The 16,383-nt window shown below is 70.0% G+C and carries 13 protein-coding genes; 8 read left to right on the forward strand and 5 right to left on the reverse strand.

Annotated features, from left to right (window positions below; translation table 11 throughout):
* Positions 1-73: 73 nt before the first annotated feature.
* On the reverse strand, positions 74-1,090 hold the full coding sequence (locus H0B56_RS16415; protein ID WP_180893970.1) for a beta-ketoacyl-ACP synthase 3: 1,017 nt from the start codon (positions 1,088-1,090) through the stop codon (positions 74-76).
* A gap of 321 nt (positions 1,091-1,411) precedes the next feature.
* On the opposite strand from H0B56_RS16415, the gene H0B56_RS16420 reads away from it, so the two are divergent.
* The 6 genes from H0B56_RS16420 (at position 1,412) to H0B56_RS16445 (ending at position 10,170) form a co-directional block, all read left to right on the forward strand.
* Entirely contained in the window at positions 1,412-2,380 is a 969-nt protein-coding gene (locus tag H0B56_RS16420; RefSeq protein ID WP_180893971.1) for a mechanosensitive ion channel family protein, read from the forward strand.
* A gap of 188 nt (positions 2,381-2,568) precedes the next feature.
* Complete coding sequence (locus tag H0B56_RS16425) at positions 2,569-3,984, forward strand: 3' terminal RNA ribose 2'-O-methyltransferase Hen1 (protein ID WP_180893972.1); 1,416 nt, start codon at positions 2,569-2,571, stop codon at positions 3,982-3,984.
* Positions 3,981-6,587: a polynucleotide kinase-phosphatase gene (locus tag H0B56_RS16430; protein WP_180893973.1), complete on the forward strand. Its 2,607-nt coding sequence runs from the start codon at positions 3,981-3,983 to the stop codon at positions 6,585-6,587. Before H0B56_RS16425 ends, H0B56_RS16430 begins: the two co-directional genes overlap by 4 nt.
* Positions 6,588-6,725: 138 nt before the next feature.
* Complete coding sequence (locus H0B56_RS16435) at positions 6,726-7,151, forward strand: YciI family protein (protein WP_180893974.1); 426 nt, start codon at positions 6,726-6,728, stop codon at positions 7,149-7,151.
* A 62-nt stretch (positions 7,152-7,213) separates the two neighbouring features.
* Positions 7,214-8,476, forward strand: coding sequence for an RNA polymerase sigma factor (locus H0B56_RS16440; RefSeq protein WP_180893975.1), 1,263 nt, complete (start codon positions 7,214-7,216; stop codon positions 8,474-8,476).
* 140 nt (positions 8,477-8,616) lie between these two features.
* The gene (locus tag H0B56_RS16445; protein ID WP_246361253.1) at positions 8,617-10,170 is read left to right on the forward strand and encodes a long-chain-fatty-acid--CoA ligase; all 1,554 of its coding nucleotides are present in this window, start codon (positions 8,617-8,619) and stop codon (positions 10,168-10,170) included.
* Positions 10,171-10,222: 52 nt separating this feature from the next.
* Here the strand turns inward: H0B56_RS16445 and H0B56_RS16450 are convergent, their stop codons facing one another.
* The 3 genes from H0B56_RS16450 to H0B56_RS16460 all read right to left on the reverse strand — a co-directional run bounded on the left by H0B56_RS16450 (position 10,223) and on the right by H0B56_RS16460 (position 13,530).
* Positions 10,223-11,029, reverse strand: coding sequence for a hypothetical protein (locus H0B56_RS16450; RefSeq protein ID WP_180893976.1), 807 nt, complete (start codon positions 11,027-11,029; stop codon positions 10,223-10,225).
* Between the two features lie 126 nt (positions 11,030-11,155).
* Positions 11,156-12,328: a low temperature requirement protein A gene (locus H0B56_RS16455; RefSeq protein ID WP_180893977.1), complete on the reverse strand. Its 1,173-nt coding sequence runs from the start codon at positions 12,326-12,328 to the stop codon at positions 11,156-11,158.
* A 26-nt stretch (positions 12,329-12,354) separates the two neighbouring features.
* Entirely contained in the window at positions 12,355-13,530 is a 1,176-nt protein-coding gene (locus H0B56_RS16460; protein ID WP_180893978.1) for a low temperature requirement protein A, read from the reverse strand.
* Between the two features lie 223 nt (positions 13,531-13,753).
* Between H0B56_RS16460 and H0B56_RS16465 the strand changes: the two genes are divergently transcribed.
* On the forward strand, positions 13,754-14,509 hold the full coding sequence (locus H0B56_RS16465; protein ID WP_180893979.1) for an SDR family oxidoreductase: 756 nt from the start codon (positions 13,754-13,756) through the stop codon (positions 14,507-14,509).
* Positions 14,510-14,641: 132 nt separating this feature from the next.
* A complete protein-coding gene (locus tag H0B56_RS23280; protein WP_180893980.1) occupies positions 14,642-15,547 on the forward strand; it encodes a LysR substrate-binding domain-containing protein in 906 nt (301 codons plus the stop codon).
* A gap of 129 nt (positions 15,548-15,676) precedes the next feature.
* On the opposite strand, the gene lexA is transcribed toward H0B56_RS23280, so the two are convergent.
* On the reverse strand, positions 15,677-16,339 hold the full coding sequence (gene lexA, locus H0B56_RS16475; RefSeq protein ID WP_180893981.1) for a transcriptional repressor LexA: 663 nt from the start codon (positions 16,337-16,339) through the stop codon (positions 15,677-15,679).
* Positions 16,340-16,383 lie beyond the last annotated feature (44 nt).

Consider the following 16,383-nt stretch of genomic DNA (forward strand, 5'->3'; position numbering starts at 1 on the left):
CCGTCCACTCGAGTCGGCCCGGAGCGGCCGAGTCCGGCCACGCGCGGCCGGTCGCGGCCACCGGGCGACGTCCCTAGGGCAGGGCGACGACCTGGCCCGCGTAGCTGAGGCCTGCCCCGAATCCCAGGAGCAGCGCGGTGTCACCGGACGCCGACTGGCCGGAGCTCAGCAGCGTGTCCATGGCCAGCGGGATGGACGCGCCGGAGGTGTTGCCCTGGTCGACGAGGTCGCGGGCGACCACGACCCGGTCGGCGAGCCCGAGCGACCCGGCGATGGCGGTCGTGATCCGGTTGTTGGCCTGGTGCGGGATGAAGGCGTCCAGATCGTCGAGCGTCAGCCCGGCCGCCTTGACGGCGTGCCGGCCCACCTCGGCGACGCTGGTCGTCGCCCAGCGGAACACCGCCTGCCCGTTCATCCGCATCGGCGGGTACGGCGTGGCGGGGTCCTCGGCGAGCTCCTCGCGCCAGCGGGTCCAGCTGCGCTCCTGGGCGATCGCGTCACTGCGCGCGCCGTCGCCGCCCCACACCACCGGCCCGATACCCGGCTGTGCCGACGCGCCGACGACCGCTGCGCCCGCCCCGTCGGCGAACAGGAACGCCGTGCCCCGGTCGGTGGGGTCGATCATGTCCATCATCCGTTCGGCCCCGACCACGAGTACGGACCGGGCGCTGCCGCCGCGGACGAAGTCGTTCGCCATGGCCAGGGCGTAGCAGAACCCTGCGCATGCCGCGGAGACGTCGAACGCGCCCGCGGTCGTCGCTCCGATGCGGTGGGCGAGCTCGCTCGCCGCCGCGGGGGTCTGCTTGAAGTACGAGATGGTGGCGACCACGACGCAGTCGATCCCCTCGGCAGCTATCTCGCTGCGTTGTAGCGCGACCCGGGCTGCCGCCTCGGCCATGTCCAGCAGCCCCTCGTCCCGGCCCGCCCAGCGGCGCGTCCGGATACCCGAGCGGGTACGGATCCACTCATCGCTCGACGAGATCGGCCCGGCTACCTCGTCGTTGCCGACCAGCCGTTCCGGACGGTAGGCGCCCAGACCGAGTATCCGGGTAAACCTCGGACCTGACTCGATCCGTATGGACGCACCCACCAAGCTACTCCTGACGCTGCCGACGGCCACCGGGGTGAGGCATGCAGAACGTGCCCCACCCCAACAGAACCGTTACCAGCGGGTAGAGCAACGAGGAGTGACGCAGATCGCCCCCTGGCCCCGCAGGCGGGCAGCCCGGTCACCGTGTCGCGGCGCCACGACCCCCGGATGCGATCGAGTGCGGTCGTGCCGCGTGCGGCGGTCGGCGTCGCGCCCAGCGTGCCACCGCAGGCGCAGCAGCGCCGATGAAGTACCGTTGCCGGACGCGCCGAATGTGACCGGGCAGCGACAGGAGGACAGGTTCACTTGTTGCAATCACACATGACATCGGCTTCCGGTGACGCCGTCGCACCGCTGGCACAGGCGGACTCGGTATCCGACTGGTTCACGTCCAATATCGGCACGTTCGTCTCGGGGCTCGTGAACGTCGTCATCATCGTCGTGGTGGCGATCGTGCTGCGTTTCGTGGCACAACGGTTGATCACCCGTCTGGTCAAACGCGTCATCAGTTCGCATCAACGTCTCAACCAGACGAAGAACAAGGTCAACCGGCAGGTCAGGGAGACATCGGACGAGGCGAAGCTGCGCGAGGAACGGCGTGCGCAGCACGCGCACACCGTCGGCGGCGTGCTCGGCAGCGCAGCCACGCTCGTCATCTTCGGTGCGGCCTTCGTGATGATCCTTGGTGAGTTCGGGATGAACATCGGGCCGATCCTGGCCAGCGCCGGTGTGCTCGGTCTCGCGATCGGTTTCGGCGCGCAGAGCCTCGTGCAGGACTTCCTGGCCGGGCTGTTCATGATGACCGAGGACCAGTTCGGGATCGGTGACGTGATCGACGTCGGCGAGGCCGTCGGCACCGTCGAGGCCATGACCCTGCGCATCACCAAGATCCGCGACCTGGACGGCGGGCTGTGGCACGTACGCAACGGGGAGATCCTGCGTGTGTGCAACATGAACCAGGACTGGGCCAACTCCGTTGTGGAGATTCCGCTCGACTACTCGGTGGACCTGGCGCAGGCGAAGCAGGTGATCGAGGACAGCTTGCGGGAGTTCGCGAACCACCCCGAGTACCAGGCACAGATCCTCGAGCAGCCCGATGTCAGCGGCGTGATCGGTATCGGCAACGGCGCGGTGACCATGCGGATCATCACCAAGACGCAGCCGGGCGCGCAGTGGGCGCTCGGGCGCGCGGTGCGCGCCCATCTCAAGGAGCGGTTCGACAGGGAGGGCATCCAGGTCGCCTACCCCGTGCTGTACCGCAGCGGCGCAGGAGCGGCTCAGCAGGGCTGACCCGGCACCGCCGGTTCACGGGTTGCCACCGGTACGACGGGTCTGTGGGCCTCGTGGCGTCGTGCCGGCCGTGTCGCTCGGCTGCCGCCCGGCTGTCGCCCGGCTGTCGCCCGGCTGCCGCCCGGCTGTCGCCCGGCACCACCGATATTCGCAAGACATCGGACGGCGTGTGGTGCAGACTGCACGCGATGCTGGTGACCATCACTTCGACCGCGCCGCCTGCCACGGATCTCGGCTTCTTGCTGCACAAGCATCCCGACCGGGCGCAGAGCTTCGACGTGGCCGTGGGGCGCGCGCACGTGTTCTACCCGGAAGCCGAGCACGACCGGTGCACGGTGGCCCTGCAGCTGGAGGTCGATCCGGTCGAGCTGGTTCGGGGCAAGCGGTTCGGCGGCAAAGACGCGTTCTCGCTGGCACAGTACGTCAACGACCGGCCTTACGCGGCCTCCTCGATGCTGGCCGTCGCGCTGCGTCGGGTGTTCTCGACGGCGATGGCCGGGCGCTGCGATGCGCGCCCGGAGCTGGTCACGCAGCGGCTGTCGCTGCGGATCCATCTACCGGCTGTGTCGAGCCGCGGTGGTGCGGAAGCGGTGCGGCAGCTGTTCGCCCCGCTGGGGTGGCAGGTCGACGCGCGAGTGGTGCCGCTGGATCCGCACGTGCCGGAGTGGGGCGATTCCGCCTACATCGACCTGCGTTTGCGCGGGGAGCAGCGGCTCGCCGACGCGCTGAATCACCTGTACGTCCTGCTGCCGGTGCTCGATGATGGCAAGCACTACTGGGTGAGCGAGGACGAGGTCGACAAGTTGATGCGGGCGGGCGAGGGGTGGCTGTCGACGCACCCGGCCCGTGAGCTGATCACTCAGCGGTACCTCGCCCACCAGCGCAGCCTGGTCTCCCGCGCGGTGGGCCGCCTGGCCGAGGTGGACGGCAGCGAGCCGGAGAGCCTGGACAACGCGGTCCTCGACGAGGATGCGAAGGCGCCGCGGAGCGAGACGCTTGCGCAGCTGCGGCGGCGGGAGGTCGTGGCGGCGCTGCGGGAGGCAGGGGCTTCGCGTGTGGTGGATTTCGGCTGTGGTGAGGGCGGGTTGCTCCGCGATCTCCTGGACGACCCGTCCTTCACCGAGATCGTCGGAGCCGACGTGTCCGGTCGTGCGTTGCGGCTGGCCGAACGCCGGTTGAACCTGGACCGGCGGCCGGACAGCCAGCGTGCGCGTGTGCGGTTGCTGCTGTCCGCGCTGACCTATCGCGACCAGCGGCTCACCGGGTTCGAAGCCGGCGTGCTTATGGAGGTGATCGAACACATCGACCCGCCCCGGCTGGCCGCGGTGGAGGACACGGTGTTCGGCTTCGCCCGGCCGGTGACGGTCGTGGTGACGACACCGAACGCGGAGTACAACGACCGGTTCCCGGAGCTGGCAGCGGGCCGGTTCCGGCATCCCGATCACCGGTTCGAGTGGTCTCGCGCGGAGTTTCGTGACTGGGCCGAGGCGGTGGCCACGCGGAGCGGGTACCAGGTGCGGTTACTGCCCGTCGGCGAGGACGATCCCGAGGTGGGACCGCCCACGCAGCTGGCGGTTTTCCACCGTGCGGAGGTGGCGGCATGACGGACGACGACGTGGTGGCCCGCGAACTGGCTGTACCCGCCCTTTCCCTGGTCGTGCTGATCGGGGTGACCGGCTCCGGCAAGTCCGGCTTCGCCGCGCGGCACTTCGGGCGGTACGAGGTGATCTCGAGTGATGCCTGCCGCGGCCTGGTCGCCGACGACGAGACGGACCAGTCCGCGACCGCGGCGGCGTTCGAGGTGCTGCACTTCATCGCGAGCAAGCGGCTGGAAGCGGGCAGGTTGACCGTGGTCGACGCGACCAACGTGCAGCGCGAGGCGCGCAAGCAGCTGGTGGACCTGGCGCGCGCGCACGACGTGCTACCCGTGACGATCGTGCTCGATGTCCCGGAGCCGGTGTGCGCCGAGCGCAACGCCGGGCGCCCCGACCGCGACTTCGGTCCCGCCGTGGTGCGCAGGCAGCACGACCAGTTGCGCCGGTCGATGCGTGGCCTGGCCAAGGAGGGCTTCCGAACGGTGCACGTGCTGCGCGGGGTCGGCGAGGTCGACGCCGCGCGGGTTACCCGTGAGCGGCTGTTCAACGACTACCGGCACGAGACCGGGCCGTTCGACGTGCTCGGGGACGTGCACGGCTGCCGCGCCGAGCTGGAGACGCTGCTGGAGCAACTCGGTTACACCATCGACCGCGACGGCGCCGGCCACGCCGTCGACGCCGCCCATCCTGACGGCCGCACGGCGATCTTCGTCGGCGATCTGATCGACCGCGGTCCCGACTCCCCGGGCGTGCTGCGGCTGGTCATGGGCATGGTCGCTGCCGGTCATGCGCTGGCGGTGCCGGGCAACCATGAGGACAAACTGGTCCGGGCGTTGCGCGGCAGGAAGGTGACGACCTCCCACGGGCTGGCCGAAACGCTCGGGCAGCTCGCCGCGGAGGGCGAGGCGTTCCGCGACGAAGTGGAACGGTTCTGCGACGGCCTGGTGTCGCACCTGGTGCTGGACGGCGGCGACCTGGTGGTCGCGCACGCCGGCCTGAAGGAGGCCTACCACGGTCGTGCTTCGGGCCGCGTGCGTAGCTTCGCGCTGTACGGGGACACCACCGGTGAAACCGACCAGTTCGGCCTGCCGGTTCGTTACCCGTGGGCCGACGACTACCGTGGCCGCGCTGTCGTGGCCTACGGCCACACACCCACACCCGAACCGGAGTGGGTGAACAACACGATCTGCCTGGACACCGGCTGCGTCTTCGGCGGCAGGCTCACGGCGCTGCGCTATCCGGAGAAGGAGATCGTGTCGGTGCCGGCGCGACGCGTCTGGTACGAGCCCGCCAGGCCGTTCCCGCCGGCTGCTGCGGAGCCGGTGGCAGGCGAGGAGCATCGCGAGGACGGCCAGGTCCGCCGTCGCGAGCCGGACGTCCTCGACCTCACCGATGTGCTGGGCAAGCGTGGCGTCGAGACGGCGCATCACGGCCGGGTGAGCATCCGGGAGGAAAGCGCCGCGGGCGCGCTTGAGGTGATGAGCCGGTTCGCGCTGCACCCGCGCTGGCTGCTGTACCTCCCGCCGACGATGGCACCGTGCGCCACATCGGAGCGCACGGACCTGCTGGAACATCCCGCAGAGGCGTTCGACGCCTACCGTCGTGACGGTGTCCGGCACGTCATCTGCCAGGAGAAGCACATGGGCTCGAGGGCCGTCGTGCTGGTGTGCCGCGACGGCCGGACAGCCCGGCACCACTTCGGCGCCCCCGACGGGACAACCGGGGCGGTCCATACCCGCACCGGCCGCTCGTTCTTCGAGCACGAGCGCACCGAGCAGATTCTGGGCAGGTTGCGTTCGGCGCTCGAAGACGCCGGAGTATGGGCGGAGCTCGGGGCGGAGTGGCTGCTGTTCGACTGCGAACTGCTGCCCTGGTCGGCCAAGGCCGGTGAGCTGGTGCGCAGCCAGTACGCCACGGTGGGCGCGGCAGCCCGCTCGGCGCTGCCTGCGGCACGAGACGCCCTGGAACGCGCTGCTGAGCGTGGACTCGATGTCGACGGTTTGCTGGCCCGCACGCGAGCACGCGACAGCAACGCGGACGCCTTCGTGCGCGCCTACCGGCGCTACTGCTGGCCGACCGACGGGCTCGCCGGGGTGCGGCTGGCGCCGTTCCAGCTGCTCGCCACCGACACCGCGACCTTCGAGGACCGCGATCACGGTTGGCATCTCGGGGTCGCGGACCGGCTGCTTGCCGCCGACCCGGAACTGGTGCAGCCCACGCGCCGTATGCTGGCCGATACCGGCGACGCCGACTCCGTGGCGGCCGCGACGCGGTGGTGGGAGGAACTGACCGGCGACGGCGGCGAGGGCATGGTCGTCAAGCCCGACGCGAATCTCACCAGGGGCAACCGAGGGTTGGTCCAGCCAGGGCTGAAGGTGCGTGGCCGCGAGTACCTGCGGCTGGTGTACGGGCCGGACTACACCGAACCGGCCCATCTGGAGCGGCTCCGCAAGCGCCGGCTGAACCACAAGCGCTCGCTCGCGCTGCGCGAGTACGCCCTCGGGCTGGAGGCGCTCACCCGTGCCGTGCACCGTGAGCCGCTCTGGCGGGTGCACGAAGCGGTGTTCGCTGTCCTGGCCCTGGAGTCCGAAGCCGTCGACCCGCGGCTTTGACGACCAGGGAACGATCCCGGTGCGCCGAAAAAAAGTCCGACGAATCTCGGCCGCGGTGTCGATCCACCCGGTCGCCGCTCGACGCGTATGTAGCGGCCGGGGAGAGGGCCCGCGGCCACCGAGATGAAGGAGATCACGATGAAGTTCATGATGATCGTCAAGGCCAGCGCCGAGTCGGAGGCGGGCGAGCTGCCCGGCGAGCAGCAGCTGGCCGAGATGGGCGCGTACAACGAGGAGCTCGTCAGGTCCGGCGTGCTGCTCGACGGCAACGGCCTGCAGGCCAGCTCGAGCGGCGCGCGTGTGCAGTTCTCCGGCAAGGGACAGTCGACCGTGGTAGACGGCCCGTTCACCGAGACCAAGGAGTTGATCGCCGGCTACTGGGTCATCGATGTGAAGTCCAGGGACGAGGCCATCGCATGGGCCCGCCGCGCGCCGTTCCGTGGGGGTGAGGTCGAGGTGCGCAAGGTGCACGAGGCCGAGGACTTCGGCGAGAACTTCACACCGGAGCTGCGAGAGGCCGAGGAGCGGCTGCGCGAGCAGATCACCGAGCAGCACAAGCAGTAGTGGTTGAGCCGAGCCTCGGCTGCGTCAGGACGCCTTGCCGTCGCGGCGCGCGACTGCTCTGATTGGCGGTTGTGACGGTAACCGACACCCGGCGCGCGGTCGAGGCGGTGTGGCGGATCGAGTCCGCGCGGCTCATCGCAGCTCTCGCGCGGATGGTGCACGACATCGGCGTCGCGGAGGAGCTCGCCCAGGAGGCGCTCGTGGCGGCGCTGGAACAGTGGCCGGAGTCAGGCGTGCCGGACAGCCCGGGCGCCTGGCTCATGGCCGTCGCGAAGCGCCGCGCGATCGACCGGTTCCGCAGGCAGGAGCGGTTCGAGCGTAAGCTCTCCGAGCTCGGCAGGGAGCTGGAGACGCAGCAGGTGGCGACCGAGCCGGAGCTCGATGACATTGGTGACGACCTGCTGCGGCTGGTGTTCACCGCTTGCCACCCGGTGCTGTCGGCCGAGGCGCGGGTCGCTCTCACACTCCGGTTGCTCGGCGGGCTGACGACCGGGGAGATCGCGCGTGCCTTCCTTGTGCCCGAGCCTACCGTCGCGCAGCGCATCGTGCGGGCGAAGAAGACCCTCGCGAGGAAGAACGTGCCGTTCGAGGTTCCGGAGGGCGCCGAGCTCGCTGACCGGCTGTCGTCGGTGCTGGAGGTCATCTACCTGATCTTCAATGAGGGCTACTCCGCGACCGCGGGCGACGACTGGATGCGGCCCGAGATGTGCGCGGAGGCCCTGCGGCTCGGCCGGATCGTCGCGCAGCTCGCCCCGGCCGAGCCCGAGGCGCACGGGCTCGTTGCCCTCATGGAGATCCAGGCATCGCGGGCACGCGCCCGCACCGCGTCTTCCGGCGAGCCCGTCCTGCTTCTCGAGCAGGACCGGGGCCGCTGGGACCGGTTGCTGATCCGGCGCGGCCTGGCGGCATTGGAGCGCGCCGGGGCGCTTACGGACTCGCCCGGGCCCTATGCGCTGCAGGCCGAGATCGCTGCCTGCCACGCGAGGGCGCCCACCCCGGAGGAGACGGACTGGGGCCGTATCGTCGCGCTCTACGCCGACCTGGGTGGGGCAGCGCCCTCGCCGGTTGTGGAGCTGAACAGGGCCGTCGCGGTGTCGATGGCCTCGGGGCCTGCCGAGGGGCTCGCGCTCGTCGACCAGCTGGCAGGCGAGCCCGCGCTCGCGACGTACCACCTGCTGCCGAGCGTGCGCGGGGACCTCCTGGTCAAGCTCGGCAGGCACGCCGAGGCCCGCGCGGAGTTCGAGCGAGCCGCGTCGCTGACCGGAAACGAGCGCGAGCGCGCCCTGCTGCTCGGCCGCGCCGAAGATGCCCGGAAGCGGTCGTGAGCTCGCAACAGGTGGCGCTGCTGCGGCGGGGGACGGATCGCAGCAACGAGATCATCGGACAGAGTCTTGTGTGGCACCTCACACTCTCGTATGCTGACCGTACGTACGGTCAGTCTCTGGTTCCTGGAGAGGTGAGCTGATTGAGTCGAGGCGACGTGCTGATGCTCGACGCCCTCCGCCCCTGGGTCGAGCAGGATCCGGGTGGAGTGGCGCTCCGGTTCGAGGAAACGACGCTGACCTGGGAGCAGCTGGCCGACAGAGTGCTGCGGAACGCCGACGCACAGCGAGCACTCGGCCTGCGTCCCGGCGACCGCGTCGCGTTCGTCGACAAGAACCACGCCGCGTGTCTCGAGACCACGCTGGCCTGCTCGGCGGCCGGCACGGTGAACGCGGTCGTGAACTTCCGGCTCGCGCCCGCCGAGCTCGTCCATGTGATCAAGGACTCGGCCGCGCGCGTGCTGTTCGTCGGGCACGAGTTCCGCGAGACCGTGGATGAGCTGCTGCCGGAGCTGCCCGATGTGGAGCGCGTCATCACCGTTGGTGGTGCCCATGACGAGTACGAGCCGTTGCTCGCGGCCGCGGCCGCCGTCGATCCCGCGCATTCGGCGAGCGTCGACGACTGCTTCCTGCAGCTGTATACCTCGGGCACGACCGGCCATCCCAAGGGCGCGATGCTGACCCATCGTTCCCTCGTGGCACACGGCAGGGCCGCGGCCAGGGGGTTCGGGTTCGAGCGCGACTCGGTGAACATGGTGGCGATGCCGCTGTTCCACGTCGGCGGGACCAGTTGGGCACTGGCGGGCATGATGCGGGGCTGCACGACCATCATCGTGCGGGAGGTCGTGCCCGACCGGGTCCTGGCGCAGCTCGCGGAAGAGGCGGTCACGCACGCCTTCTTCGTTCCAGCGGTCTTCGGGTTCTTCCTGCAGACGCCCGGTGTCGCCGACTATGACTACTCGAGCCTGCGCTGCCTCGGTTACGGTGGGTCGCCCATGCCCACGTCGCTGCTGCGCAGCGCACTCGACGTCTTCCCGGTGGACTTCTACCAGGTGTACGGGATGACAGAGGCCTCGGGAGTGTTCTGCATCCTCGGGCCCGCCGAGCACCGGGACAGCGCGCATCCGGAGCGGCTCGTGTCGGCCGGGAAGCCCGTCGACGGTGTCGAGCTCAGAGTCGTCGACCCTGTCACAGGTATGGAGGTTCCCGACGGTCACGTCGGCGAGTTCCACGTGCGCGGCGAGCAGGTCATGGCGGGCTACTGGCGGCGCCCCGAGGCCACCGGATCGACCATTGTGGATGGTTGGCTGCGCACGGGCGATGCGGGCAGGCGCGACGAGGACGGCTACGTCTACGTCGAGGACCGGGTGAAGGACATGGTCATCACCGGAGGTGAGAACGTCTACCCCGCCGAGGTCGAGCGGGTCCTGTCCGAGTATCCGGACGTGGGGGAGGTGGCCGTCATCGGTGTGCCGGACGATACCTGGGGCGAGTCCGTGAAGGCCGTCGTGGCACCGGGGCCGGGCGCCGAACTCGACACCGAGAAGCTGCTCGCCTTCGCCGCGGCGAACCTGGCCGGGTACAAGCGACCCAGGAGTGTCGACGTCGTCGAGGCGCTGCCCCGCAACGCCACCGGCAAGATCCTCAAGCGGAGCTTGCGCGAGCCCTACTGGAAGGGCCGGGAGCGGGCGCTGTGACAGTCACGCGAGGGCTCGCCGAGGCACCACATGAGGTCGCATGGCGCGATGGTCACCGCTTCGTGCCAGGCCGCCAGATCTTGCCTTCCAGAGTGTACTCGGGCTCAGCGGGCAGCGCGGCCGGTTCGTCCACGGCGTCCGCCATGGCCAGCGCCGATATGGCGGCGTCGAAGGCGTCCGCGTTTTCTGCGGCGCGCTCGCGAAACTCCGGCAGCACCGGCACCTCGGAGAGGTACCGCTGTCGTGCGCTCGGGCTGCTCTTGGACACGGGGCCGGTCAGCAGGCGCGGGAAGATCTCGACGACGACGGGCATGCCGGCCGGGTCGAAGGGCCAGACGTGAAAGCCGGCTTCGCTGAGCCGGTGCAATGCCTGCATCCCGTACAGCGAGCCGCACCCCACCTGGCCGGCTCCCACGAGCTGGAACACGGACTTGGGGTGAGCTCCGGACGCTCGCGACTCGTCCTCGGTGCGGCGGAACTCCTGTTCCGGTGCCAGCGCGGAGGACTTGGCCTTCGTCCAGAAGGGAGGCTCGGGGTCGGTGACCCACTCCGCCAGCCCCACCTGCCGCATTCGCGGTGTCAACCGCTCACCGGCGAGCGCGGCCCAGAGTCGCCGGGCATCGTAGCCACGTTCCCGGAGGTACCAGGCCGGCAGCGAGAACGCGAAGTCGATACCGACGATCAGGCCGGGGTCGCGCTGCGCTTCGGCGATCAGGAAGTCGACGAGCTGGTCGCGCGTCCGACCGCTCTCGAGCCGGGTGAGCCGCCCGCCCGCGGCCTCGGCCAGCCAGATCGCCCGTCGCTGCTCGGGCCCCTTCCTGCCGGACCAGTCGACGGCGATGACGCGCGGTTGTTCCACCGTGAGCAGGCTACCTGCGTGAACGGAGCCGGTACACCGTAGAACCCCGAGACAGCCGGGGTCCGGAGTACGGGCACCCGGTGTACCCCTGCCTGCGGCCTCGCCTACCGGGCACCGTGGTGGCGGTCACCTGGCCCTGCTGGTGGTGGCGACCACCGCCAGCAGGGCGAGACCGATTCCCGCCGCCGCGGCCAGCGGCACGGGGACGACGAGGGGGAGCAGCATGACCACGGCGAACCCGAGCGGGAAGCGCACAACGGACCACCGGGACAGCTCCTGCCACGCGGGCACGATGCACACGACCCACATCGCGAGGAGGGTCGCCGCGACAGCCAGTGCCAGCGGGAACGCATCCCACCGCTGCAGCCCGGCGAGGTCATCGCCCGGCGAGGCCGAAGCACGGTCGGCGAGGTATCGCGCCGCGCCGCCGAGCACACCGATCGGGCCGACGATCGCGTAGTGCCCGTACTCCCACAGCGGTGCGAAACGACCGGCCGCCAGCCGCGCATGCGGGAGGGAGTAGTACAGCCAGAGTACGCACACAGTGCTCACCGCACCGATGACGGCCACGAGGAGCACGGCGCCCGGTGTGGAACCGGACACGCCCAGCTGGATCGCGTGTACCGTGGCTGCGATGACCTGGGCGGCCACCGTCAGGGTGAACCTGCCGTACCGGCCGGCGAGGTGCGCCGGGTGGGTCCTGATCGGTGCGCCACGCTGTGCCCAGGCAGGCACGGCCAGTTCCAGTACGGCCAGCACCGCGAACGCTCGCAGCGCCCACGGATCGGGCAGTGCCAGGCGTCCGAGCCAGCACGCCTGCAGCACGAGCAAACCGGCGGCGAACTTCAGGCAGGTCGCCCGGCGCGGCGGGTCCGCGCCTGCGGCCCGGCACCACTGCACAGCCAGCGGCAACCGCATCACCGCGTATCCCACGGTGATCACGGTGAAGTCGTGCTCGGCCACAGCGGCAGGCACACCGGCGGCCAGCGTGGCCGCCCCGAGGATCTGGACCGTCGTCAGGGCCCAGGTGAGCCCGTCATCGGTGTCGTAGGCGGAACTGAACCAGCTGAAGTTCAGCCAGCCCCACCAGATCGCGAAGAACACCATCGCGAAACCCAGCACGGCCTGCGCCCACACCCCACTGTGGAGCAGTTCGGTCAGCCGCATGGCGGCGAATCCGGACGCGGTGGCGAATGCGAGGTCGAACAGCAGCTCCAGCGATGTCTGGCCGCCCGGCTCGGCCGGATGCCTGGCCCGTACCGGCCGGTACAGCGAGCGCGGGACCTGGGCGCTATCCACCGTGACGTCCGCTCAACACCGGCCGGTCAGGCCACGCCGACCTGCGTGCGGATCGCGCTGGAGTAGACCGCCATGCCCAGCATGCACAGCGTGGTGGCGCCCGCGAGGGCGATCGGTGTGAATATCCCGGTGGTCAGGGCCAGTATCGCCAGCGCGATGATCAGGCAGGCGACGAGTACGCGGGAGAGGGCGAGGGTCCCGGTGCGCGCCCGGATGTAGATCAGGTTCCCTACCAGGTACAGCACCGGACCACCGGCGATACAACCCACCACAGCCGCGTCGAGATGGTCCAGTGGGTGTGCGGTGACCTGCTCGATCGAGACGGCCAGCACGATCGCTCCTGCGACCATGACCGCGTGGGCGTAGGCGAACGCCGACCGCGCGATCTCGGTCTGCCGGGTTCCCTCGGGATCGGACTCGCGTTCGACCTCGATGCGGTACCCGAAGTAGTTCCACCACAGCAGCACCAGCCCGGCGAAGCCGATGACGGTGGCCGCCACCACCGGGACCGTCAGCTCGATATCGGTCAGGGTGAACCCCATGATCAGGATCGACTCGCCGAGCGCGATCAGGAACACCAGCCGGTTGCGTTCGGCGAGATGCTCGCGGTGCAGCGGCCAGGTCGGCATCGGGGCCGTACCGAAACCGGGGACGGCGAACCGGGCCATCGGAGCCGCGTAGTCGATCACGGCGGCGAGCGCCCAGATCCAGAGCCGGTCGTCGCCGTCTGCGAGCGCGCCCGCGATCCATGCCACCCCGGCCAGCGCGCTCCAGGTCAGCAGTTTCGCGTAGTTCGCCCCGAGCTGCGTTCCCCGGCACGCCCACACCATGAAGCCGCTGCGCACCAGCTGCAGCAGCACGTAGGCGGCCGCGAACAGCAGCGCCTCGTCCGCGAATGCCTCCGGAAGCGCGATCGCCATCCCCAGCGCGAGCAGCATCAGCAGCGCAAGCAGCGCGCGGACCGCGACGTTCTCCGGGTTGAGCCAGTTCATCGCCCACGCCGTGTAGTTCCACCCCCACCACACGGCCAGGAACAGCACCACCGTCTCGGCGACGCCGACCACGGTGAGGTGCTCGAGCAGGAAATGGGACAGCTGAATGACGGCGAACACGTAGACGAGATCGAAGAACAGCTCGATCGCGCCCACTTCCGGTGCGTGGCCGCCACGGCGCTCGCGCAGTACTGGGCATTCCGCAGGCATGTGATCAGGTTAGCAATGCGATGCCGGTGTCGCTGACGGTGGCATCCGGGCAGGTCATGGCCACACGCGGACTCTTATCTGCTCATCGCGCGCACGACGTGGGGGTATCCATCGTGTTTGTGGAGTCACCGGGATTTTCTGTTTCCACCGGAGAAAATTCCTTCCCTAACGTGGCGGTCGAAAGTCGACACATCGTGAACGCGGCCGGGAAAGGAACCAGTAGATGGCAACGAACACACTGCACGACAAGGTGGCCGTTGTGGCCGGAGGCGCCAAGAACCTGGGTGGGCTGCTCAGCAGGGAGCTCGCCGCGGGCGGCGCCGACGTGGTCGTGCACTACCACGGTGAGCACTCCGCGAGCGATGCGGAGGATACGGCCAAAGCGGTACGTGAGGCCGGTCGCCGCGCTGTCATTGTTCAGGGCGACCTCACCCAGGTAAGTGAGGTACGCCGGTTGTTTGACACCGCGATCGACGCCTTCGGCGGCGTGGACATCGCGGTGAACACGGTGGGCATGGTGCTGCGCAAACCCATCCTCGACACGACCGAGGAGGAGTACGACACCATGTTCGCCATCAACTCCAAGGCGGCGTACTTCTTCCTGCAGGAAGCCGGGCGGCGGCTCGATGACAACGGCAAGATCGTCAACCTGGGCACCTCACTGCTCGCGGCGTTCACCGACGGCTACTCCACCTATGCCGGCGGGAAGGCTCCGCTCGAGCACTTCACCCGCGCCGCGGCCAAGGAGTTCGCCGACCGCGGCATCTCGGTGAACACCGTGGCGCCGGGGCCGATGGACACCCCGTTCTTCTACCCGCAGGAGACCCCGGAGCGCGTCGAGTTCCACAAGTCGCAGGCCCTGGGCAACCAGCTCACCCAGATCGAGGACATCGTGCCGATCATCAGGTTCCTGGCCACCGAGGGATGGTGGTTCACCGGCCAGACCGTGTTCCCGAACGGTGGCTACACCACCCGGTGAGTGCCAGGGGCGGGGCGGCCCGCGGGCCACCCCGCCCAGTGACACCATCCCGGCCACCTCCGGGAGGCCGGCCGGTCACGGCGTGTGCGACCTGGCCCGCGCGTTCCGGCAGGCGCGGGCTACCGTCGTCCTGTGACACTCGACCTGGATCGCCTGGAGCAGCTCATCGCTGTGGCCGAGGAAGGCAGCGTCACCAGGGCGGCCGCGCGACTGCACCTGTCACAGCAGGCGTTGAGCACGTCGCTGCGAAACCTCGAACGCGAGGTCGGTGTGGAACTGCTCGACCGCGGCGGCACCGGCATCCGGGTGCTGCCGGCGGGGGAGGCGCTGATCGCGGACGGCCGCGTGCTCCGGGGCCTTGCCCGGTCGGCGCTGGACCGTGCCCGGCGCATCGGACGCGGCGAGCCGGACGTGCTCCGGCTCGGCCACACCCCGGCCGTGACCGGTGAGGAACTCGGCACCCTGCTGCACACCGCCCGTACCCTGCACCCGCACCTGCGCATCGAACCCCACCAGGAGTACCCGGGGACACTTCTGGACCTGCTACTCGACGGGGGTCTCGATCTCGGGTTGTGCCGCGCGATTCGCCCGGTGCAGGGGCTGGCGCGTACCACCCTGGCCTGGCACCGGCTGCGTATCGCCGTCAGTGCCGAACACCCTCTGGCCACACGCGACAGTGTCGCCTTCGCGGACATCGCCGAGTACACGATCGTCGTGTGGGGCCGTCCCGGCACGTCGGGCTACACCGACCTCCTCGTGGACACGTGCCGTCGTGCGGGTTTCGAGCCGAGCGTCCAGCGCACCGAGCTCCAGGGTGTCCCACCGGCGACGGCCGTCGTCGGCACCGGCCACATCGCTTTCGTGACCTCCCGGCCCGGTCCCGCCGCGGGCGGCGCGGCACACGTGATCACCCTGACGCCACCGGCGCACGTTCCGCTCGTCGCGATCTGGCCCGAGCACGCCGGTTCGCGGGCGCGGGAGACCTTCCTGCGGGCCGTCGCCGAGCACGAGGCCGACCGCGGTCCGGCGGCCGGCTGACGCACCCCGCGAGCGGTACCGCAGGCGGTCACGAGGCGCCGTCGCGGATTCGCCCGTCGGGGCCCGCCGCACCCGCCGGGCCGGGGGATCGCTGATCGCCGACGCCGGTCCACGGCGGCCGGATCCCGCTCAGATGCTGCGCAGGACCGAGACGACGATGCCGAGGATGACGGCCGAGTCGCCGTCGATGACCTCGTAGTCCGGGTTGCGCGGCTCGAGCCGGACGTGGCCGTTGCGGCGGCGGTACACCTTGACGGTGGCCTCGTCGTCGATCATCGCGGCGACGGTCTGCCCGGAGTGTGCCTCGGGTTGTTTGCGGACCACGACGATGTCGCCGTCACAGATCGCGGCATCGATCATCGAGTCACCGCGCACGCGCAGGCCGAAGATGTCGCCACGGCCGGTGATGCCGCGTGGCAACGTCAGCAGGTCATCGACGTGCTCCTCGGCGGCGATGGGAACGCCCGCGGCGATGTCGCCGACCACGGGCACGCTGACGGAGTCGTCGGCAGGCTCGCGCGTCGCGTGCGGTTGCAGGAACGCCCGCACGTCGATCGGGCGCGACATCGTCGTACTGCGCCGCAGGAACCCCTTCTCCTCCAGGCTCGCCAGGTGCCGCGACACCGACGACGAGGAGCGCAGGCCGACAGCGTCCCCGATCTGTCGCGTACTCGGCGAGTACCCGTACCGCACCACCCAGTCCCGGATCGTGATCAGGATGCGCTGCTGGCGCGGCGGCAGGGTGGAGGTGTCCAGGTACTCGAAGGCATCAAGATCGTCGTAGGCAGTCACCCGCCGGATGGTAGAGGCAAGCACGCGCGGTCGAACCACCGGCA

It is taken from the genome of Haloechinothrix aidingensis (genome assembly GCF_013450155.1).
GTDB lineage: Bacteria > Actinomycetota > Actinomycetes > Mycobacteriales > Pseudonocardiaceae > Haloechinothrix > Haloechinothrix aidingensis.

Bases quoted from the DNA above. Each gene is read 5' to 3' on its own strand.
- H0B56_RS16425 (WP_180893972.1), top strand. From the start codon at position 2,569: ATGCTGGTGACCATCACTTCGACCGCGCCGCCTGCCACGGATCTCGGC.
- H0B56_RS16420 (WP_180893971.1), top strand. From the start codon at position 1,412: ATGACATCGGCTTCCGGTGACGCCGTCGCACCGCTGGCACAGGCGGAC.
- H0B56_RS16430 (WP_180893973.1), top strand. From the start codon at position 3,981: ATGACGGACGACGACGTGGTGGCCCGCGAACTGGCTGTACCCGCCCTT.
- H0B56_RS16435 (WP_180893974.1), top strand. From the start codon at position 6,726: ATGAAGTTCATGATGATCGTCAAGGCCAGCGCCGAGTCGGAGGCGGGC.
- H0B56_RS16465 (WP_180893979.1), top strand. From the start codon at position 13,754: ATGGCAACGAACACACTGCACGACAAGGTGGCCGTTGTGGCCGGAGGC.
- H0B56_RS16460 (WP_180893978.1), bottom strand. From the start codon at position 13,530: ATGCCTGCGGAATGCCCAGTACTGCGCGAGCGCCGTGGCGGCCACGCA.